Here is a 22,041-nt window from a genome sequence, read left to right on the forward strand (position 1 = left end):
CCTGTTTAAGAAAATTAAACTGCGCGGCTCTGTCACATAGTATTATAGATGCATATAATACACATGATATAGAGTAACCATAAGGAACATTGATATCATGATTTTAGCAAGTTCACCCTTTTGGCGCGCAGGGTTTAGGCCCTTCTTCACAGCCGGAGCACTATATGCTCTGATTGTCCTGTCGCTCTGGGTTCTGATACTTGCAGGGATCATCGATTATGAAACGCACATAACCCCGTCACTCATTCACGGGCATGAAATGATCTATGGCTTTGGCGTTGCTGCAATAGCTGGCTTCATACTGACAGCCATGCCAAACTGGACAAATACAGCACCTTTAGCTGGCAAACCATTAATAGCTCTCTTTAGCCTCTGGCTCTTTGGCAGGCTATCTCTATGGGCCGGAACATCTCTCCCGTATAACTTCCTTGCCACCATTGACCTCCTTTTTCTTCCTGTTTTAGCGATCTACACAGCAAGAATACTCATTAAAACCGGGAACAAACGAAACCTTATGTTACCCGGAATATTCATGATACTTGCCATCTTCAATCTGTGTTTTTATCTCTCAGATACAGGGGTCGTACCGCATTCATCAAGAACCGTTCTAGAAGCAGCCATATCTCTTTTGATACTTTTAATCACTATTATCGGGGGGCGTATTATTCCCGCCTTTACCCGTAACGCCCTCGCCGCCCAAGGGAAAACAGTCGATATATCTGCTCCTAGTAAGCTCAGTATCCTGTGCATCATCGGCACAGCAATAATGATGATTGGCGATCTATTCGTTGCTGATAATTGGCCCTATTTGTTTGCATACTTCTGTGCCTTACTTGCAGGATTACATCTCGTTCGCCTCTATTTCTGGAAAGGTTGGATGACCATTTCTGATCCGCTGCTATGGGCAATGCACATCGCCTATTTATGGATCCCTATTGGCTTAACGCTAAAAGCTTATGGTTTTATTGCTTATGGCTACTTCTGGGAAAGTGCCCTTCACGCACTGACCGCAGGGGCTATTGGCACGATGATCCTTGTGGTCACGGTCCGTGCCGGCCTAGGCCATACGGGTAGCGTTCTTAAAACGAACCTGTATCTGACAACGGCGTTATGTGCGCTGACCTTCTCTGCAATTTTTCGTGTCATCCAGCCCTTTATTGAAGGCGATTTCTCGGAACAATTACTGTACCTATCCTCGCTCTTTTGGGTTCTTGCTTTTGGCCTTTACCTACTTAATTTCATCCCCTTAATGGGCCAGCCAAGACTGGATGGAAAGCCTGGTTAAGAAGCTCTTTTTGCTCTCAGTTCTGAAACAGCACGTGAAATCACCAAAACAAACAAAGCAAGAATGACAGGAAAACCTATTTGAACATCAAAGTTCTGTCCTATGCCCGCAAGAATCAGTGGCGTCACTAACCCGCAGACAAAAATAGTTTTTTCCCATATAGCTCCGCCTTTTTGTGCAACATCCATCGCAAGTAAAATGATTGGAATTGAGATGAGCGTCATTTCACAATCAAAAAGGTACGGAAGAATTAATAACGTTGCAGAGATAAGCGCCGCAAAAGCCATATTCGTAGGGTCACAACGGTACCAAGGTCACACATAGAACAGCAACCACGACAAAAGCCATCGGTCAGCCCCACCATTTCAAGCGTTATATATAGGCTTGGCATTTTTTCAGAAAGCAAAAGGGCTCTTAAACTCTCAGAGGGTTTTTCTCGCCTTGCTGCTCCAAAGAGAAATCCAGTACAGGATCAACCGAAGACTGATTAACCGTTTTCTTGGTCCAATCAGATTTTTTTCGAACCAGTTCTGCAGCTCCGACATTTTTTTCACCCATCAATGGGTTTTTAAGTCGTGCGTAAATAACCCCGTCAACATGGGATTTGTAAATGTCTGTCACAATCCAATCTTGTAAAAAACGAGTTCGCTTTGAATAAACATCACCAACAACGGGTAATTTTTCTGGACTTTTTTCCTTCATAGAGCACCTCTGTAATATATAAATTGAAGTTATGACAGTTGCTCGAAATTATGGAGGATCTACGATCACATCAAGGTCAACTCGGGGCGCAGTGGGGCTTAACATATAATTGTCACCCTACGGACACAAATCAGACTCAGGCAGTATCTGTTTATCTAGAGAAAATTTTCAGAACATAAAAAACCCGCTATACAGCGGGCTTTAAATTCGAAAAATCTATCGTTTGCTTCAAACAGGTGCTTTTCGCAACCAATCAGAACCACGACGCGTCAATTCAACAGCACTTACAGATTTATCCCCAATATTTTTATTGCGGAGTCGGGCGTATTCAAGCCCGTCAATTGTCGACTTATAAACCTCGACAACTTCCCAATCTTGGTACGATGCGTGCCTTTTAGAAAAAATGTCACCAATCTCAGGCATATGATCGAACTCTTTCATGAACCATTCTTTAAACTACTTTCAGGATCTATTCAGGAATTGATACTCTGCCGATCACGATCGATCAAATGTTAAGATAAAATTTATCTAAAAAAACAGAAAAGTCTCAATTCCAGAACAAGCCAAGAACACTTATTCATCAGAGTTACCTGAATAATTAAGAAAAGTATGCAAACAATATGATCATTTTAAGACAATCACAAAAATAACACTCTGCTGTTAATCCTTTCGCCTCTCATTTTCTGTAACAGCTTAAACAAAGCCTGATTTTGTTAGAGAACATCTTCTCGTAAGCAATCTTCAAAACGCGTCAAAAAAGCATCACAAATACTTTTGTCATGAGCGATTGAGATATAGAGCTTGGTTCCCATCGGATTCAGAAAAACCCCCCTTTTAAAAAGCCCCAACATCATCGTACGGCCTTTTTTCTTATCCCCCAGCGCCGTTGAACGATAATTGAGAACCTCTTGATCTGTAAAAACGATCTGCGCTAAAGGGCCATCCCCGATTACCTGCGCAGGCTCCCCCAAACTACTCAGAATACGCCTTAGATTTGCACGCAAATACTCCCCCTTTTCAAACAAATTTTCATAGATTCCCGGCATACGATAAACGGAAAGGGCAGCATTGGCTGCTGCTGTAGAAATGGGGTTCCCCCCCAGAGTCGAGGCCATCCAAACATAATTATCCTGACCAATATAATGCTCATTTACATGGTCCATAATATCCGCACGCCCGCCAAAAGCACCGATGGGATACCCACCTCCTAGAGCTTTACCATAGGCAACAAGGTCAGGGATCACTCCGTATTTTTCTTGTGCACCGCCATAGGCCAATCGAAACCCTGTGACCACTTCATCAAAAATAAGCGGGATACCATGTGTATCGCAAAGCCCTCGAACACCTTCCAGAAATCCCGGGATTGGCGGCGTACAGCGCTGTAAAGGTTCCATTAGAACCCCGGCGATGTCATCAGCATAACTATCTATAATTTCTTTTGTTGTTTCCAGATCATTATAAGGCGCAACCAAAAGATTTTCTATCGCCATTGGGGTGCCAGCAGAGGTGAGTTCCGGGGTTGGGAAAGATAAATTTTGATGCGGGAAAAGGGATGTAACACCCGCTTCATTCGCACCATGATAAGCCCCTTCAAACTTCAATATCTTTTTCTTACCCGAAAATGCCCGCGCCAATCGTTGGCAGTACATCGTTGCTTCCGTACCAGACGCACAGAATCTTAATCGATCAATGGCCGGCGCAATTCTTTGTATTTCTTCGGCTAGCTGAAGCGCATGATTATTCAAATAAGCAAAATTTGATCCTAACTCTGCTTGTTTTTGAACTACTTCAACAACTTCTTCTCGCGCATGACCAACCAGACAAGACCCCCAACCTATCGAAAAATCGAGATATTCTTGCCCGCCGCTGTCCCAGAGTTTGGCACCTTTTCCCTTTTTAACCTCAATCAACGTTTCAGGTGGAAAGCCAAATTCACCATTAGATATACCCGCGGTAAAAACACTTAGCGCTCTTTTTTGAATATTATTTAGGTTCTGTTCTGGTTTAAGTCTCATAACATTTCTCCTATTTTTGCCCTGCGATTACATGTTTTCGGTGTCCCATAGGTCTAGGAGTTAGTGATTTTGAGAACAATTTAATAAAGCGAGAAAATGTTTTCAGGAAAATTTACTACGCAGAATGCTGATCACAATAAATTCATGCCGACTTGTTTTTATCCTAAATCTTGGGCCATCATACGTGTGGTTCGGTAAACTTGCTCAATACACTCATCAGGTTTTATATGGAGAGCGACATGGTACAAAAGACATTTTTGACTATCTGGCTTTCCTTTATCGCGGCGGCCTTTACCCCCCATCAAACCGCTGTGGCTTCTTCCACCGTGTTCCAGAGTGAAAAAGAAACCTTTGAGCTTGAACTACTTGCTGATGGACTAGATCACCCATGGGGTATGGTCTTTTTACCAGATGAGACTTTACTGATCACAGAGCGTGAAAAAGGATTGAAGCTCTATAAAGATAATGTCCTGCAAGATGTTTCTTTGAGCGATTTCCCCGAAGTCAGAGCGAGAGGACAAGGCGGATTACTTGATATAACAATTCACCCTGAATTCGAACAAAATCAGTTGATCTACTTCACCTATAGCCACGCGCTCAAAAAAGGATCAACAACTGCATTGGCCCAAGCCAAATTTATCAATGGCGAACTTATCAATCCTAAAACCATATTTATTGCAGACACCGGATCCACCACATCAAAGCATTATGGATCACGCATCAAGTTTGATAGCAACGGCAATCTGTTTATGACAATCGGGGATCGAGGAAATCGTGATAATGCACAAAAACTTAATTCACATGCAGGCAAGGTATTACGGCTGAATGATCAGGGTGAGCCCGCTAATAACGCCCCCTTCTCGGAAACAGACAATGCCCTCCCTGAAATTTTTTCTTATGGACACCGCAACCCACAAGGCCTCACAAGACACCCAAAGACGGGTGAAATGTGGGTAAGTGAACATGGCCCCCGTGGGGGAGATGAAATAAACCGCCTTCAAGTTGGGGTAAATTACGGCTGGCCCGTTATCACCTATGGTAAAGAATACATACTGGGGTCAATCGGGGAGGGAACACATCACCCTGACATGGCACAACCTGTTCATCAGTGGACACCATCTATTGCACCTGCTGGCATAACTTTCTATTCAGCGGATGTCTTCGGCAACTGGAAAGGTAACCTTTTCACCACAGCCTTGAAATTCAAGCTTCTGGTCAGACAGGAAGTAAAAGACAATAAAGTCGTTCATGAGGAACGATTGCTAACAGAAGAGGTCGGTCGCATCCGGGCGATAGAACAAGGCCCTAATGGCTTTCTTCATATCCTGACAGATGAAAATAACGGGGCGCTTTATCGCCTCAAACCGCAAAGCCAGCAATAAACCAATCACAAACAACCACGCCGCTAAATATCTTTTAAACTGATACCCCGATCCCAATAGGGTTCGCTACCAAATTTCCCTTCGAGGAAGTCAATAAAAGATCTGGTTTTGGCGGGCAAATGTTCTCTATTGGGATAGAGCGCATAAACAGCGGCACTCGGCAGCTCAAATTCTTTAAGAATGGGAATCAGTTCGCCCGCTTTCAGTTCATCCCCAATATCCCAAGTGGATTTGATGGCAATACCAATTCCTGCCTTCGTCGCATCCCTCAGGATCTCGCCATTATTTGTTTCCAGATTACCCTTAACTTTAACATCGATCTGTCCTTCGGGGCCTTTGAAGTGCCAATGATCATGTACACCACCCGGATATCCAAGTACCAAACAATTATGATGAATAAGATCTTGCGGATGTTTCGGCATACCCTCTTTCGCCAAATAATCACGTGATGCACAAACCACCCGTCTTGCCGGGCTAAGCTTTCGCGCAATCAGGCTGCTGTCTTTTAACTCACCAGTCCGAATAGCAACGTCAAAACCAGATTGAACCATATCAACGATTTGATCTGTCAGGCTTACTTGAATAGATACGTCCGGATACTGTTTGAGAAACTCTGGTAACAAGCGAGATATATGCTTACGCCCAAAAGACGACGGTGCTGTTATTTTCAGCGTCCCCTTCACATGCCCGGCCAATCCTGAAAGTGCGGCCTCGGCATCGGCTATATCTTCAAGGATGGATTGACAGCGGACATAATAACCTGCGCCTTCATCCGTCAGGCTTAAGCGTCTCGTCGTTCTATTCAGAAGGCGTGCATCAAGGCGCTCTTCCAGGTTAGCAATGCGCTTACTGACAACAGCAGCGGATAAATTGAGGTTTCGTCCCGCCGCGGTCATTCCGCCAGCAGCAACAACCTCGACAAATACTGTCATATCGCTAATCACATCCATAGTATTATCAAAATAAACTATATAATCCTTATCCAACAAGACCTATTATCATTTACCTAAAAAAGGCATATCTTATGATTAAGAAATAGATAGATGAAGGACCTGAAAGATGAGAAATACAATCGAATCTACGAACGATTTTGATCTAACCGCTGCTGATATGAGCGTTCACTTTCAGAATGCCCGCAAAATGAGATCTGCAGAAGCCCATAAACTTTTCAGAACATTATTGGAAACGTTGACTTCACCCGTAAGCAGCTGGAAAACCCGTTATGTTCTAGCCCTGTCCAGAACCGCTTAACGAGATATTTGTAAGCTTCCAAAAAAACAACCGTAAGACGTACACTATTGCGTCTTACGGAATAATTTTAATTATTATTTAATTTTTATCAGGCCTACTACAATCATGAATTGATTCGTAGATAAATTAAATCCGAACAACCAGTCTGTACCTTTAGCGTCAGTACCGTACCCCAGTATCAGTTTTATTCAGACCCTTATACAAGGATATATCCTTGTATAAACAGATTTTAGCAAGATGCATCCTACCCCGATGCTCTGATGCCGAGACATTAGCGATGTGACGTTTCACACCCTCCCCAAATGTCTTCGTATCTACACTTCGCCAATCGGTCCCCCGCCGATTGGCTTTTTTTTGTAATTTCATCTTATACGAAAGAACATATCCGTCGCCCCATTTGGGCGATCTAGATCCCGTTTTGTTCGAATTGAACGAAATATGGCCAAGGGGTTTCAATATTCCCTCCCCATTTTCGCCATGATGAAACACTTCACGCAGCTTGATATCCCCCCAGGGCTCGCCCATACTAAAAAGTAGCAAGGTTACTTCACGAGACTCCGAAAAGTAGCATTTTATGTTATCACATCTGGTTTGTCGCAAAGTTGAAACACTTCACTTGGGTAATGACAAAAGAGGACTAGAAAGCTGCTCACGCATAGCTGATAGTTAAAGGACCAATAGTTATTAGAACAAACACCAAGAAATGAACCGCTAAAAAATAAGGCGGATACGAACAGGGTAAATCGCACAAGGTAAATTGCTATGAAAATGGAAGGGCAACAACTGATCCCGGCCCCTCAGGATAAGGTGTGGGAAGCCTTGAATGACCCAGAGATATTAAAGCTCTCAATTCCAGGATGTGAGACCGTTGAAAAAACATCTGACAATGAATTTAAAGCAAGCTTGACCGCAAAATTTGGCCCTGTGAAAGCTAAATTCAATGGACAAGTAACCCTTTCAGATCTTAATCCGCCTAATAGCTACACTTTAACTGGCGAAGGTAAGGGCGGCGCAGCTGGTTTCGGAAAGGGAGAAGCTAAAGTTTGGCTGGAAAGCCAAAACGAGCAAACTCTGTTGAACTATTCAGTAAATGCAAAGGTTGGTGGTAAACTTGCCCAAATAGGGTCTCGCTTAGTTGATTCAGCCGCAAAAAAAATGGCGGATGATTTTTTTCAGGCCTTTTCCCAAAATATCGGCTCACCTGTCGGCGAAACCACCGATGAGTTACCAGATGAAACACCATCCCAAATAAATTTAGACACCGAAACGTCAAAAAGTACATCCAACAACAATGCCCTCTACTTCGGCATTGCAGGCGTCATATTAGCCGCCATTGTGATCTATGCCCTAAGTTAATCTTCTTGGGCATAGAAATGAGATTAAGCACGTTCTAAACACAAAAGAGTTCGACAAAGAACCCATCAATTCCAGATCGCGTTGCACGGATTCAATAGGCCTATGCAGTGCACCATTCGCCCCTAGGGCAACAGATCCAGAACCCTTAACGAACAAAAAAATAATCTGGACTGTCACACCACGAACAGGAGAAACCCGATGCCAACGGTATCTATGACAGTTAATGGCAAGCAAGTTTCGGCGGATGTATCGTCGAATACTCTGCTTGTGACTTTTATTCGCGAAAATCTAAAACTTACGGGCACTCATGTTGGCTGTGATACCAGCCAATGTGGTGCCTGTGTTGTTCACGTCAATGGTAATAGCGCAAAATCCTGTACCATGCTTGCTGTTCAAGCTGAAGGAGCAAACGTGACAACAATTGAAGGCCTTGCGAAGGGAAATGACCTTCATCCTATGCAAAAATCCTTTCAGGAAAATCACGGTCTGCAGTGCGGATTTTGTACAACAGGTATGATAATGAGTGCTGTTGATCTGGTTAATAAATCTGACAATCTGGATGACGCATCAATTCGCGAAGGACTAGAAGGCAACATTTGTCGCTGCACAGGCTACCAGAACATCATTAAATCTATTCAGGCCGCTGCAAAAGAAATGGAGGCGTAAAATCATGACTACTGAAACTGGAATCGGCGCCTCTGTACGTCGCAAAGAAGACAAGCGTTTCATCATCGGCAAGGGGCGATATCTCGACGATATCACAAAGTCCGGCCAGACCTATGGATACTTCATTCGATCACCCTATGCCCACGCAAAAATTAACAGCATCGACACAAGCGAAGCCCTGAAAGCCCCCGGTGTTGTTGACATTTTAACGGGTCCAGATATGGAAGCGGATGGCATTGGCCCTATTATCTGCGGTTGGGGAATTACTTCTAAAGACGGCACTCCACACAAAGCCCCTGCCCACCCCGCATTGGCCGTAAGTCATGTTAAATACGTTGGACATCAGGTTGCACTTGTTGTTGCAGAAACACTGCAAGAAGCGAGGGATGCATCCGAACTTGTAGAGATTGATTACGAAGAACTACCCCATGTCATCGAAGTTGGTGATGCATTAGCAAGTGGTGCACCACAAATCCACGACGACATCCCCGGCAACCTGTCTTTTGATTGGGAGCTTGGTGACCGTTCTGCCACAGAGCAAGCCATCGCAACAGCGCACCACGTCACGCGCATGGACTTACGGAATAATCGACTGATTCCAAATGCAATGGAACCCCGTGCAGCACTGGGGGAATATGATGCAGGTACAGACGAAATAACACTCTATACCACCAGTCAGAATCCTCATGTACACAGACTTGTCCTATCGGCTTTTAATGCGGTCGCACCAGAACATAAATTGCGGGTTATCGCCCCGGATGTCGGGGGTGGATTTGGATCAAAGATCTTTATCTATTCCGAAGAAACAGTCTGTGCCTGGGCAACAAAGAAACTTGATCGCCCCATCAAATGGACAGCGGAAAGATCTGAATCATTCCTGTCTGATGCTCATGGCCGTGATCATGAAACCCATGCAGAAATGGCCTTTGATGCTGATGGTAAAATCCTTGGTTTCAAGGTATCGACCAAAGCAAATGTTGGCTGTTATCTATCAACCTTTGCCTCTGCCGTGCCAACCTATCTCTACGGCACCTTGCTTAATGGTCAGTATACAATGCCAGCCATCTATTGTGAGGTTCAGGCTGGGTTTACAAACACAGCCCCCGTCGATGCCTATCGTGGTGCCGGTCGGCCGGAAGCAACATATGTTGTCGAACGGATGATCGAAATCGGGGCCCGTGAAATGGGTATAGATCCGGGTGAAATGCGCAAACGGAACTTCATCTCACCGGATGCTTATCCTTATGAGACACCCGTTATTATGACCTACGATAGCGGCAACTATGCCCTCGCCATGGATAAGGCGCAGGCCGCCATTGATTACAGTGGTTTCGAAGCCCGAAAAGCTGAATCGGCAAAACGCGGCAAGCTTCGCGGTATTGGCTATTCCGCCTTTATCGAAGCTTGCGGCATTGCACCGTCAGCGGCGGTTGGTTCTCTTGGTGCTGGTGTGGGACTATGGGAATCTGCACAGGTTCGCTTCAACCCAACCGGCAGCGTGACTGTCTTTACAGGCAGCCACTCACACGGCCAAGGTCACGAGACAACCTTTGCCCAGATCGTCTCCGACCAACTCGGCGTGCCGATTGATCAGGTGGAAATATCCCACGGCGATACCGGTAAGGTACCTTTTGGAATGGGTACCTATGGGTCCCGGTCCCTTGCTGTCGGGGGGTCTGCAATTATGAAAGCCATCGATAAAGTTGTCGAAAAAAGTAAAAAAATTGCAGCCCATACACTGGAAGCTTCTGTCGAGGACATTGAACATTCCGGTGGTGTTTTCTCTGTTGCGGGTACGGATAAAAAAATGACAATGGCAGAGATCGCATTTTCTGCCTATGTACCCCATAACTATCCGGCGGATGTTGAACCGGGCATGGACGAAACGGCGTTCTATGATCCGCTAAACTTTACCTTCCCTGCTGGCACTCACATCGCCGAGGTCGAGATTGATCCAGAGACAGGTACAACAGAAATCTTGGATTGGGTTGCTGTGGATGATTTTGGTAATGTGATTAACCCCATGATTGTCGAAGGACAAGTTCACGGTGGGCTTGCGCAAGGTATCGGGCAGGCTCTTCTGGAAAACTGTGTCTATGACAAGGAAAGCGGTCAGCTTTTGACCGGTTCTTACATGGACTACTGCATGCCTCGTGCTGATGACTTACCGACCTTCCGGGTCGAAACCATCAACACCCCATGTACGACAAATCCCCTTGGCGTAAAGGGCTGTGGTGAAGCAGGTGCGATCTCTGCACCAGCGGCATTGATGAATGCCATCACCAACGCACTGGGCAAGGAAATCGACATGCCAGCCACACCTGAAAAGGTATGGCGTGCGGCACAGGGACTATAAGGGAGGAATGCATCATGTATAATTTTGATTACAAACGTCCGGGTACCATAGACGAAGCTACTAACCTCCTGAACGATGACACCGTTTTGCTTGCCGGGGGACAAACCTTAATCCCGACACTCAAACAACGTCTGGCCCAACCGGAAGCTTTGGTTGACCTCAGTGCCATTGAATCACTTCGCGGGGTTTGCCCCGATGGTGATCAACTGGCTATCGGGGCTATGACAACCCATGCCGAAGTGGCAACCAAAGCAACAATCCCTGTACTAGCATCTCTTGCCAGCGGGATTGGTGATGCCCAGGTTCGCAACAGAGGAACCATTGGGGGCTCAATTGCCAACAATGACCCAGCAGCAGACTATCCTGCTGCGGTTGTCGGACTGAACGCAGTGGTCAGTACCAATCGGCGGACAATTGCCGCAGATGATTTCTTTACCGACCTTTTTGAAACAGCTTTGGAAGAAGGCGAGATCATTACCAATGTGACCTTTCCGAGACCAGAAGCAGCTGCTTACATAAAGTTCGATAACCCGGCGTCACGGTATGCCATCGTCGGCGTGATGGTCGCAAAAACCAGCTCTGGCATCAGAGTAGCAGTTACAGGTGCTGGTCCTTGCGTCTTCCGTCAAACAGAAATGGAGGCTGCCCTTTCAGCAAGCTTCACCCCACAATCATTGGATAAAATTTCTGTATCTGCAGATGGCCTGAATAGCGATATACATGCATCTGCAGAATATCGTGCCAACCTGATTAAGGTTCTTGCCAAACGCGCCGTTGCTCAAATAAACGGCTAATCTATCTGGCCGCAGTTGCTTTGCATTAATCAACTGCGGCCTTTTTACGTTTTAATAATCTTCCTGCGGAGCACGTCATGCCTAATTCGTCTCAAATCTCTGCTTCAATTGATGACGTCCTTCAAAACCTAACCAACGGAAAATACGTAGCCGACCGTTCTCTTGCCACGGTGATTCACCTTGCCTTGAACATGCAACGCCCGCTGTTTCTCGAAGGCGAAGCCGGGGTTGGAAAGACTGAAATCGCAAAAGTACTCGCTGCAACTCTGGAGCGGCCTTTGTTACGTCTTCAATGTTATGAAGGCCTTGATATAAACACTGCCGTTTATGAATGGAACTATACCCGGCAAATGGTTGAAATCCGCATTGCTGAAGCCGCAGGGGATACCGACCGATCCGGGCTGTCCAAAGATATCTTTGGTCCAGAGTTTTTAATAAAGCGTCCATTGCTGGAAGCTTTGGAAAGCCACAATGGCAAAAGTCCCGTTTTGCTTATAGATGAGCTGGATCGTGCAGACGAAGCTTTTGAAGCTTATTTATTGGAAGTTCTCTCTGACTATCAGATTACTATTCCAGAGCTTGGAACAATCAAGGCAGAAGAGCCACCAATTGTCATCATCACATCGAATAGAACCCGGGAAATTCACGACGCCTTAAAACGTCGGTGCCTTTATCATTGGGTTGATTATCCTGATGCCCTACGAGAGCTTGAGATCCTCAAACTCAAAGCACCGGATGCAGCCGAACAGCTCAGTAATGAAGTTGTTCTTTTCGTTCAGGAGTTACGCAAAAACCCTCAAATTTTCAAACAGCCCGGTATTGCAGAAACCATTGACTGGACCAATGCATTAACACAACTGGATCGTGTCTCTCTGGCACCAGAAATCGTCAGTGATACCTTAGGCGTTCTCTTAAAATATCAAGATGATATAAACCGTGTTCAAGGAAGTGAAGCCGCTGAAATTTTAAGGAAAGTACAAACAGAGATGGATTAGATAGGGTAACTCCTTATGGTTCAACAAAGCTCACAACGCAACACGCCCCATGACAAAGGTTATCTGGCAGAGAATATTCTCCATTTTGCCCGAACCTTGAGAAAGGCAGGGATTTCCCTTCCGCCAACGCGTGTTTTGGAAGCAATAGAGGCCATCCGGTTTTCAGGGCTAACAAGGCGTGACGATATCTATGACACCTTCCGATGCCTTTTTATTACCTGCAGAGATCAACAAGAGATTTTTGATCAATGCTTTCATATCTTTTGGCGCAACCCCGAGTTTTTGGAACGGGCAATGTCGTTGTTGTTGCCAACGACATTTCTTGAAAACGCGCCACAAGACGAAAAAGACAAAGCTCTCAAGCGGGTGAGTCAGGCATTCGCGCCAGAACAAAAGAACCAGCCCCCAAAAGAAAAGGAGGATGAAGAACTAGAGGTCGAGTTTGACGCCAGACTCACCAGCTCTGGCGAGAAAGTGCTTCGCCATAAAGATTTTGAACAAATGAGTACCGAAGAACAGCAAAAAGCATTGGAGCTCATTAAACGTTTGCAACTACCTGCTGAACTAATCACCACTCGACGCTTTTCTCCATCCGTACAGAAGCAACGTATTGATACCCGCAAAACGATGCAGGCATCAATGAGACGTGGGGCAGATATTATTGAGCTGAAATATAAAGCAAAAAAGGTACAGCGAGCACCACTGGTCATTCTCTGTGATATCTCTGGCTCTATGAGTGAATACAGCAGAATGTTGCTCCATTTCATTCACAGCCTTAGTTCTGCTCGCGACCGTATCCATAGCTTCACCTTTGGTACTGAATTACACAACATCACCAGACAGATGAAATATAAGGACGTCGATGAAGCCCTCGCCGCGGTCGGACAACAAATAGATGACTGGTCAGGGGGAACACGGATCAGCAGCGCTATACACGATTTCAATCAGCACTGGTCACGTCGTGTTTTGGGTCAACGCGCAAATGTTCTTTTGATCACCGACGGTCTAGAGAGGGATGACGCCTACGATCTTGCATTGGAAATGGATCGCTTACACAAATCCTGTCGAAAGCTCATATGGCTAAACCCATTGCTCAGATACGACGCATTTCAGGCAAAGGCCCGCGGAATTAAATTAATGCTGCCCCATGTTGATGAATTTAGAAGTGCTCACAATATAAATAGTCTGGAAGGTTTGATCGAAAGCCTGCAAAATACCAGACGCCCCGCACAGTAACGGACCACCAAGAATGATTGAACCACAAGTAAGAGAAACATCTGCTGAAGACCTATTGAAAACCGCAGCTCGTTGGCTAGACGAAGGTCGCCAGGTTGCTCTGGCAACCGTTATCAAAACATGGGGATCATCACCGCGTCAGGCTGGCAGCATAATGATCATAGACCAGAACATGACCATGCTTGGTTCTGTCAGTGGTGGCTGTATCGAAGGTGCTGTGATTCAAGAAGCCTTAGAAATTATGGACCACGGCAAAGCCGGTATTTTGGAATTTGGTGTCGACGATGAACAGGCTTGGGACGTTGGCTTGGCCTGTGGCGGGACCATTCAGGTATATGTTGAACGATTGGAAGCAGCATGAAGCGCACAACACTCGATCAACTAAACCGCGCTAAATCGGCAAAGGAAACCACCGTTTTACTCACAGACCTGAAAAGCGGTGAACAGGAACTAGTATATCCCCAAAGACCAGATGTAGATCATCCCTTGTTGGATATCCTGAAATCAGCTGTACGTGACGACAAATCTTATGTTCACGCAACTGAAAACGGCGAGACCTTCATTCAAATTTTCAATCCACCTCTGCGTTTGATCATCGTCGGTGCCGTTCATATATCACAATTTTTGGTACCCATGGCGCAATCCGCTGGTTACGAAATTATTCTTATTGATCCGCGCAGTGCATTTGGTAACAAGACCCGCTTTCCGAATTGCAACATCACCAACGAATGGCCAGACGAGGCCATGGAAGATCTCAAACCTGATCACAGAACTGCCGTTGTTTTGCTTACTCATGACCCCAAACTGGACGACCCCGCGTTGGTAGCATCACTACAGTCTAACGCCTTTTATATCGGTGCCCTAGGTAGCAAGAGAACCCACGCCAAACGGCTTGATCGTCTGAAAAATTTAAATAACCTTGAACGGATCGAAGGCCCGATTGGGCTGGATATCGGAGCAAAAAATCCCGCTGAGATTGCCGTATCCATTTTAGCCTCTATTACAAAAGCCCTCCGCCATGGGGATAGGTCGTGATTTACGCTGAAATCAAAACCGGGGATGCGGAAGGCACCTATCTGGCGCATTCGATCAACAGTCACAAAGGTCGTTTGGGCAAAGGGCACCATCTGACATCATCTGACATCAATGATCTGCTGATGTCAGACATCGCAACCATCACCACAATCCGGCTAGAAGAACACGACATTCACGAAGACCTTGCCGCCGCTCAGCTTGGGCAGTTTGTTTCTGGCAGAGGCGTCAAAACAAGCCTGGCCTTTACAGGGCGCTGTAACATTTACAGTACAGAACACGGTGTTTTTGAAACCACTCCACAAGATATTGATAAGATTAATTCAATCGACGAGGCCATCACACTTGCGACGCTTTCATCCTATAGTGTTGTCCATCCGGATCAGCTCGTGGCCACAGCAAAAATCATTCCGTTAGCTGCCCCATCGCAAGCTCTGGAACAAACCAAAGGATTAGCTCAACTTACCGTCCATCCCTTTAAAAAATTTAAAACAGGTCTTATCCTGACCCGATTACCGCAAACAAAAAAATCTGTTCTGGCAAAAACACAGATGGTTGTGAACCAGCGCCTCAAGTCCTGTGTCAATGAACTTTCAGAGACAACTATTGTTGATCATACCCCCACCGCAATTGCCACAGCCATTAACACCCTACGCAAGAGTAATCACGACCTCATCCTGATATTTGGCGCTTCAGCAATTGTTGATAGACAAGATGCACTGCCCAAAGGGCTAGAGCTTTCGGGTGGTGATATCGAACATTTTGGGATGCCTGTAGATCCGGGAAATTTACTTTTGCTGGGCAATCATTCGGGGTGTAAGATCATAGGCTTACCCGGTTGTGCCAGATCACCTAAGCTAAATGGATTTGACTGGATCTTGCAGCGTATTCTTGCTGGATTGAACGTCAATCGGAATACAATCATGCAAATGGGATGCGGCGGGTTGCTCTCTGAAATTCCGACACGCCCACAACCAAGAGAAAAAATACCTTCCGAAATCTCTCATAACGCCCCCAAGGTAACCGCTATTCTCTTGGCGGCAGGGCAGTCTCGAAGGATGGGACCGGAAAATAAACTCCTCCAGAAATGGCACGGCAAACCCCTTGTAAAATGGGTTGCAGATAATATTGGCGAGAGCCAGGTCGATCATACAATTGTTGTAACAGGGCACGAAGCCAAGCTGGTGCAGAAAACCTTGAGCCAAAATGATGTTGAATACGTTCACAATCCTGACTTCACCGATGGGCTGAGTACGTCTTTGATAAAAGGATTAATGGCAGTACCAGCGGATAGTGATGCAGTCCTGATCTGTTTAGGGGACATGCCGTCGATCAATGGCACACAACTGAATCAATTGATCAAAGCTTATGACCCTGAAAATGGAGCCGCGGTCTGTGTGCCAACATTCGAAGGAAAACGTGGCAACCCCGTATTATGGAACAAAAGCTTTATCCCAGAGATGCTTAATTTAAAAGGTGATAGCGGGGCAAGGCACCTTTTAGGTAATTATCCAGAAGACCTACAAGAAGTGATTATGGATAATACATCTGTACTTTCAGATATAGATACGCCCGAAGCATTATCCAACCTACGCGAGACGAGTTTCACAAAATGAGCGAATTAATGTCTGATGACGACCTCTATAACAAAGAGCTTTTGCGTCTTGCAGCCATGGGTGATTGTCGGCTGGAAAGTCCCGACCACACCATAGTCCATAACAACCCCCTTTGTGGTGATCGTATCACGATCGACCTGCGAATAGCCGACAATCTTATTTCCGAAGTTGGCTACAAAGCGCAATCCTGTGCTCTTTGCAAGGCCTCGGCACAACTTATAAAAGATCTTTCTATTGGGCGTAATTTAGCTGAGTTACAGGAAATTCATATGACATTAAAATCCCAATTGAAGGAAAATTCACCCATATCCCTTCCAAGTAATTGGGAATCATTCCATATTTTCCAACCTGTTGCTGAAATAAAAAACAGACATAACTGTGTATTACTCCCTTTTCAGGCACTCGCCAAAATAGAAACAATTTATTAAAACAAAAAATTATATAATTGTACTGATTAAAATAGAAGTTTTGCTACCTGATCCGCAAGATTTCCAGAACTACAGCGTGCGTTATGAAATTCAACACGTGTAAAGGTTTGAAAAAATTATGTCGATTCAGAGTAAAATTGGTTCTCTTCTGGCCGTACTATTTCTCGTTTTGATCGCGACCAGTGCCGCTATACTGAAAACTGTTGTTGAACCGGAATTTGCCTATCTTGATCGTGAGAATACCATTCATCGATCACAACAAATACAAAATACACTAAACGCTGAACTAAAAGATTTGAAGATCTATTCCAGTGATTGGGGGGTTTGGGACGATACCTATGAATATATGATCACAAAAGATCCTGATTTTATCACAGGCAGTGCCCCGGATGACACCTTTCTATTAACAGATATACACATGATGGCTTTTTACGATATGAACAACGATATCGTTTGGGGCCGCTGGTTTGACAAAGAGGCTGACAGCTTTACAGATCTGGATATTACCTTTGTTGATGCCAAAACGAGATCTGTCATGTCGCCCCTAGCCGTTGTTGCGAATAGTGGTATGGCGGGTTTTGCCCAGACAACGCGCGGGCCAATGATGATTGCAGCGCATCCCATCCTCAAAAGTAATCAGGATGGTCCTGCCCGTGGAATTGCCATCACCGGGCGATTTTTAGATCAAAACCGTATGGAAAAAATTGCTAAGGATCTCAACGCAGAATTCAATACGGTTTTCAGTCTGGATCAAAGTATTTCAGAGGACCAGAACCTACCCGTCGACGTTATATCAAACTCTCTACAACCCGGGGCAATCGGCCTGTTCGACGATCAAGAAAACGGCATGCTCTACTCCTATGTCGATATCATTGCCATGAATGACGTGAAATTAATGCGTTTGGTTCATCCACATCAAATGGAGATACTAAGCAAAGGACAATTCGCGATTTCAACGGTATTACAACTTTTTGCCGCTTTTTTTGCCATTGCCTTAATTTTCATGGTTTTTTCTCTGCATCGTATCGTTATTAACCCTCTGGGCACTCTACGAAAAAAAATAAACGCGATGAAGAGAAGCGAGACACTATCAACAGAAGCTATTCCTGAAACCCAATCTAACGAGCTATTGCTAGCATTGGAAAGTTTCGATGCTATGGAATCAGAAATCCGCCAGCATCAAAGCGATTTGGAAGATAAAGTCCGCGATAGAACACATTGGCTGCAAGAAACCAATGACCGATTGGAAGAAGAAGTCATTGAAAGGCAAAGAACAGAAGAAAGCTTACGCGCAGCAAAAGTAGAGGCCGAACAGGCAAGCCGCAGTAAATCAGAATTCCTTGCCACGATGAGTCATGAGATTCGTACCCCTATGAATGGCATTGTGGGGATGACCAATTTAATGCTGGAAAGTCGGCTCGATGAAGAACAGCAGGATTACACAAATTCCATCAAAAGCTCAGCCGACCATCTATTATTACTTATCAACGATATTCTCGATATTTCTAAACTGGATGCTGGGGTAAGCAAACTGGAAATCAGTGATTTGAGTCTAACAGAGGTTATTGAATCAGTAACTTCAACTCAAAAACCAAATGCTTTATCCAAAAACTTAACATTACTTTCAGAAATAGATCCCAGCCTTCCTGACTGGGTGCGCAATGACCCGACCAGATTAAGGCAAGTTCTTTTCAATCTTGTTGGTAACGCAATCAAGTTCACGGATGCAGGGCATATCAAGATCTCGGTAGCCCCTCTTAAACCGCGTTCTGGAAACGTTCAGTGGATCAAATTTTCCGTAGAAGATACAGGCATCGGCATCAGTGACCCCGATCAAAAACGTATATTCGAACGTTTTACCCAAGCTGACGGTTCTTCATCCAGAAAACATGGCGGTGCAGGTCTCGGCCTGTCAATTGCAAAGCACTTAAGCCAACAAATGAACGGTGAAATCGGTCTTGAAAGCTCCCTCGGAAACGGCAGTACCTTCTGGTTTACTGTTCCCATGGAAATACCGAGTTCAGATCAGAAAAAAAATCTCATTCCTCCGGTTGAGCCTAAATCAAACAAACCTGTTGCAGAAATAAATGATAAAAAAACAACAGAAACAACATCATTATCCTCAGATAAACAGTTACACGTGCTCATCGTAGAGGATAATAAAATAAACCAAATGTTGCTGTCCAAGTTCTTAGCCAAACGTAATCATCATACAGACATTGCTTTTAACGGCCTGGAAGCACTTGAATACCTAAAACACAAAGATCCCGACATAATCCTTATGGATATACAAATGCCCGAAATGGACGGTATTGAAGCGACAAAGGCTATCCGTAAATTGAACGGAGCCAAGTCAGAAATTCCTATCATCGCTGTAACCGCAAATGCCATGAAAGGTGATCGAGACACATATATCGCCGCCGGAATGAATGACTATGTGGCCAAACCAGTAGATTTCGATCAGCTGATGAAGGTAATCAGCCAAAACGTCCCAACGAAAAAACTCGAAATGTAGTTGGCCCAGACAGCTCACTCAAACAGGGGAAAGGATAAAAGCCCACCTTATATCCGACCTCGAAAATTGTCTCTATCTGTAAGAGGACAATAACTCATGCCCCTTGCCCAATCCCTGTCAAGTTTCTAAGCTCACCTCAATTCATAGAGACACCCCAACAAAAATCTACCCCCCAGATAGACACTTACGGGAAGTAAAAAATTTAGGAGCAGGATTTATGGCAAAAGTCGCGTTTATCGGTTTAGGTGTTATGGGGTATCCCATGGCTGGACATCTAGCCGCAAAGGGACATGAAGTTAACGTTTACAATAGAACAAATACAAAAGCCGAGGCATGGGTACAAGAACACGGGGGCAAAAGCGCGACAACGCCGCGAGTTGCATCTGAAGGTGCTGAAATTGTTTTCTGTTGTGTTGGGAACGATGATGACCTGCGCTCTGTTGTTCTTGGCGATGACGGTATCTTTGCCGGTATGAGCGCAGATACAATTCTGGTCGATCACACAACGGCATCAGCAGATGTTGCTCGCGAACTTGATGCTATCGCACGCGAAAAATCCATCCACTTTATCGACGCTCCTGTATCTGGTGGTCAGGCTGGCGCTGAAAACGGTGTTCTAACAGTTATGTGTGGTGGCGAACAAGCTGCCTTTGACCGTATCAAACCCGTTGCCGATTGTTTCTCACGTGCAGTCACCCTTATGGGACCTGTTGGCTCAGGACAATTGACGAAGATGGTCAACCAAATTGCTATTGCAGGCCTCGTGCAGGGTCTCAGTGAAGCCATGAACTTCGGTCAAAAAGCCAATCTGGATATGGGAAAAGTCATCGACGTAATCTCTAAGGGAGCTGCGGGTTCCTGGCAGATGGAGAACCGAGGATCTACCATGTGCCAAGGCGAGTTCAAATTTGGCTTTGCCGTCGATTGGATGCGTAAAGACCTTGGCATTTGTTTCGAAGAATCAAAACGAAACGGCGCGCGTTTACCCGTGACTCATCTTGTCGATCAATTCTACGCTCAAGTCCAAGGTCGTGGTGGTAACCGCTGGGATACATCCAGTTTGGTGCACTTACTACAGAACGATTAAGCAGAGAATAATGGAAACAGCAGTGAGAACAAGCTTCTCGCTGCTGCTTTTTTATGCGCTCAATTCATAGTTTGAGTTGTGACAAAGCACATAACAATAACCAGCAATAATGTTACCTGCCTTTCAAGTTATTGTGATTTCACGTCTTATCGCAGGAAACAGCTAAATACAGCCTTGATCCCACCACAAGCCGTCGCCATGATAGCCGCACTTAATTTTCCTAAGTCCGCAGAGAAAGAACCACATGTTTCATAGCTTTTTTAAATCAAAAGAATGGGCTCTCTGGGCTTATGGTGGCAGTGCCTTAATTCTATTAATGATTTACGCACAAGTAGAGCTATCCGTACTTTTCAATGAATGGTACGGAGATTTCTATAATTTATTACAAGCATCAGATAATTACACTAAAAACCCTGAAGAAGGCTTAGCCCTTTTCTACGACAAACTAATATCATTGAAATATGTTGGCGAGGGATTTGAAGGCGTCCCTTCTTTTGCGGTAATTGTGTTTCCAATGATATTGCTTGGGGCTTTTTTAAATTGGTTTGCTCGGATTTTCATTCTTCGTTGGAGAGAAGCCATGACTTTTGGATACCTCCCTCGTTGGCAATCAGTTTCGGAAGAAATAGAAGGTGCTTCTCAGCGAATTCAAGAGGATTGCTTTAGATTTGCAAAAATATTAGAGTTACTGGGCATTCGAACAATGCACGCCTTTTTAACTTTGATTGCATTTATTCCATTACTTTGGTCGCTCAGTGAGAAAGTTGATATCCCGTACTTAAAAGATGTTGAGGGATCACTTGTCTGGGTGGCATTAATTGTATCAATCGGAGGATTAGTTGCTTCGTGGTTTATTGGCTATAAGCTTCCAGGCCTTGAATATAATAATCAAAGAGTTGAAGCCGCTTTCAGAAAAGAACTTGTTTTAGCAGAAGACAATAAAACAGATTATGCTCAAACAGAAACTATTGTGGAGCTTTTCCTTGGCATTCGCTTTAACTATCATAGACTTTATATGCACTACAGCTACTTTGATTTATGGGCGAGTCTTTATGGCCAAGTCATGATCATCGTTCCATACATGATGATTGGACCTAGTCTTTTCAGTGGCCTCATACCTCTCGGAATAATGATTCAAGTCTCCAATGCTTTCGGTAAAGTGCATAATGGATTCTCGGTTTTCATAGATAATTGGACGGTTATTACCGAGCTACGTTCGATACGTCTTCGACTAACTGAGTTTGAAGCAAACCTTGAGAAGCATGAAGCAAAGCAATAAATTCAGAAAAAGCCCTCGTATTGAGGGATTTTTCACATTCTTGCGG

At 44.9% G+C, this 22,041-nt stretch carries 21 protein-coding genes; 16 read left to right on the forward strand and 5 right to left on the reverse strand.

Annotated elements, in window-relative coordinates:
* Positions 1-97 precede the first annotated feature (97 nt).
* Positions 98-1,285, forward strand: a complete 1,188-nt coding sequence (locus tag ACN0QW_RS09770; RefSeq protein ID WP_417431013.1) for an NnrS family protein — start codon at positions 98-100, stop codon at positions 1,283-1,285.
* Here ACN0QW_RS09770 and ACN0QW_RS09775 read toward each other — a convergent pair.
* The 4 genes from ACN0QW_RS09775 to ACN0QW_RS09790 form a co-directional block, all read right to left on the reverse strand.
* A complete protein-coding gene (locus tag ACN0QW_RS09775; protein ID WP_417431015.1) occupies positions 1,282-1,572 on the reverse strand; it encodes a hypothetical protein in 291 nt (96 codons plus the stop codon). The two genes, ACN0QW_RS09770 and ACN0QW_RS09775, sit on opposite strands and share 4 nt — an antisense overlap.
* 127 nt (positions 1,573-1,699) lie before the next feature.
* Positions 1,700-1,987, reverse strand: a complete 288-nt coding sequence (locus tag ACN0QW_RS09780) for a hypothetical protein (RefSeq protein ID WP_417431017.1) — start codon at positions 1,985-1,987, stop codon at positions 1,700-1,702.
* A gap of 228 nt (positions 1,988-2,215) precedes the next feature.
* A complete protein-coding gene (locus ACN0QW_RS09785) occupies positions 2,216-2,428 on the reverse strand; it encodes a hypothetical protein (protein ID WP_417431019.1) in 213 nt (70 codons plus the stop codon).
* Between the two features lie 272 nt (positions 2,429-2,700).
* Positions 2,701-4,002 (reverse strand): aspartate aminotransferase family protein, encoded by a 1,302-nt coding sequence (locus tag ACN0QW_RS09790; RefSeq protein ID WP_417431021.1) that lies wholly within the window; start codon positions 4,000-4,002, stop codon positions 2,701-2,703.
* Between the two features lie 239 nt (positions 4,003-4,241).
* Here ACN0QW_RS09790 and ACN0QW_RS09795 point away from each other — a divergent pair, with 239 nt between their 5' ends.
* Positions 4,242-5,384 (forward strand): PQQ-dependent sugar dehydrogenase, encoded by a 1,143-nt coding sequence (locus tag ACN0QW_RS09795; protein WP_417431023.1) that lies wholly within the window; start codon positions 4,242-4,244, stop codon positions 5,382-5,384.
* A 23-nt stretch (positions 5,385-5,407) separates the two neighbouring features.
* Here ACN0QW_RS09795 and ACN0QW_RS09800 read toward each other — a convergent pair whose 3' ends face one another.
* Positions 5,408-6,316, reverse strand: coding sequence for a LysR family transcriptional regulator (locus tag ACN0QW_RS09800; RefSeq protein WP_417431025.1), 909 nt, complete (start codon positions 6,314-6,316; stop codon positions 5,408-5,410).
* 127 nt (positions 6,317-6,443) lie between these two features.
* Between ACN0QW_RS09800 and ACN0QW_RS09805 the strand changes: the two genes are divergently transcribed.
* The 14 genes from ACN0QW_RS09805 (at position 6,444) to ACN0QW_RS09870 (ending at position 21,995) form a co-directional block, all read left to right on the forward strand.
* Positions 6,444-6,635 (forward strand): hypothetical protein, encoded by a 192-nt coding sequence (locus ACN0QW_RS09805; protein WP_417431027.1) that lies wholly within the window; start codon positions 6,444-6,446, stop codon positions 6,633-6,635.
* A gap of 762 nt (positions 6,636-7,397) precedes the next feature.
* Positions 7,398-7,991: an SRPBCC family protein gene (locus tag ACN0QW_RS09810; protein ID WP_417431029.1), complete on the forward strand. Its 594-nt coding sequence runs from the start codon at positions 7,398-7,400 to the stop codon at positions 7,989-7,991.
* A gap of 198 nt (positions 7,992-8,189) precedes the next feature.
* Positions 8,190-8,657 carry a (2Fe-2S)-binding protein gene (locus tag ACN0QW_RS09815; protein WP_417431031.1) on the forward strand — a complete coding sequence of 156 codons (468 nt, stop codon included), beginning with the start codon at positions 8,190-8,192 and terminating at the stop codon, positions 8,655-8,657.
* Positions 8,658-8,661: 4 nt separating this feature from the next.
* Positions 8,662-11,013, forward strand: a complete 2,352-nt coding sequence (locus tag ACN0QW_RS09820; RefSeq protein ID WP_417431033.1) for a xanthine dehydrogenase family protein molybdopterin-binding subunit — start codon at positions 8,662-8,664, stop codon at positions 11,011-11,013.
* A gap of 14 nt (positions 11,014-11,027) precedes the next feature.
* Complete coding sequence (locus tag ACN0QW_RS09825) at positions 11,028-11,807, forward strand: FAD binding domain-containing protein (RefSeq protein ID WP_417431035.1); 780 nt, start codon at positions 11,028-11,030, stop codon at positions 11,805-11,807.
* Positions 11,808-11,884: 77 nt separating this feature from the next.
* Positions 11,885-12,802, forward strand: coding sequence for an AAA family ATPase (locus tag ACN0QW_RS09830; protein WP_417431037.1), 918 nt, complete (start codon positions 11,885-11,887; stop codon positions 12,800-12,802).
* Between the two features lie 15 nt (positions 12,803-12,817).
* Positions 12,818-14,038 carry a vWA domain-containing protein gene (locus tag ACN0QW_RS09835; protein WP_417431039.1) on the forward strand — a complete coding sequence of 407 codons (1,221 nt, stop codon included), beginning with the start codon at positions 12,818-12,820 and terminating at the stop codon, positions 14,036-14,038.
* Positions 14,039-14,051: 13 nt separating this feature from the next.
* The gene (locus tag ACN0QW_RS09840; RefSeq protein WP_417431041.1) at positions 14,052-14,399 is read left to right on the forward strand and encodes an XdhC family protein; all 348 of its coding nucleotides are present in this window, start codon (positions 14,052-14,054) and stop codon (positions 14,397-14,399) included.
* The gene (locus tag ACN0QW_RS09845; RefSeq protein WP_417431043.1) at positions 14,396-15,073 is read left to right on the forward strand and encodes an XdhC family protein; all 678 of its coding nucleotides are present in this window, start codon (positions 14,396-14,398) and stop codon (positions 15,071-15,073) included. The genes ACN0QW_RS09840 and ACN0QW_RS09845 overlap by 4 nt, the downstream gene beginning before the upstream one ends.
* Positions 15,070-16,686, forward strand: a complete 1,617-nt coding sequence (locus tag ACN0QW_RS09850) for an NTP transferase domain-containing protein (protein WP_417431045.1) — start codon at positions 15,070-15,072, stop codon at positions 16,684-16,686. The genes ACN0QW_RS09845 and ACN0QW_RS09850 overlap by 4 nt, the downstream gene beginning before the upstream one ends.
* A gap of 8 nt (positions 16,687-16,694) precedes the next feature.
* Positions 16,695-17,114 carry an iron-sulfur cluster assembly scaffold protein gene (locus ACN0QW_RS09855; RefSeq protein ID WP_417431047.1) on the forward strand — a complete coding sequence of 140 codons (420 nt, stop codon included), beginning with the start codon at positions 16,695-16,697 and terminating at the stop codon, positions 17,112-17,114.
* Positions 17,115-17,232: 118 nt separating this feature from the next.
* Positions 17,233-19,629: an ATP-binding protein gene (locus ACN0QW_RS09860; RefSeq protein ID WP_417431049.1), complete on the forward strand. Its 2,397-nt coding sequence runs from the start codon at positions 17,233-17,235 to the stop codon at positions 19,627-19,629.
* 217 nt (positions 19,630-19,846) lie between these two features.
* Positions 19,847-20,716: an NAD(P)-dependent oxidoreductase gene (locus ACN0QW_RS09865; protein WP_417431051.1), complete on the forward strand. Its 870-nt coding sequence runs from the start codon at positions 19,847-19,849 to the stop codon at positions 20,714-20,716.
* Positions 20,717-20,960: 244 nt separating this feature from the next.
* Positions 20,961-21,995, forward strand: a complete 1,035-nt coding sequence (locus tag ACN0QW_RS09870) for a putative transporter (RefSeq protein ID WP_417431053.1) — start codon at positions 20,961-20,963, stop codon at positions 21,993-21,995.
* The last annotated feature ends 46 nt before the right edge of the window (positions 21,996-22,041 follow it).

The sequence above is a fragment of the Kiloniella sp. genome, from assembly GCF_048259265.1.
Taxonomy (GTDB): domain Bacteria; phylum Pseudomonadota; class Alphaproteobacteria; order Kiloniellales; family Kiloniellaceae; genus Kiloniella.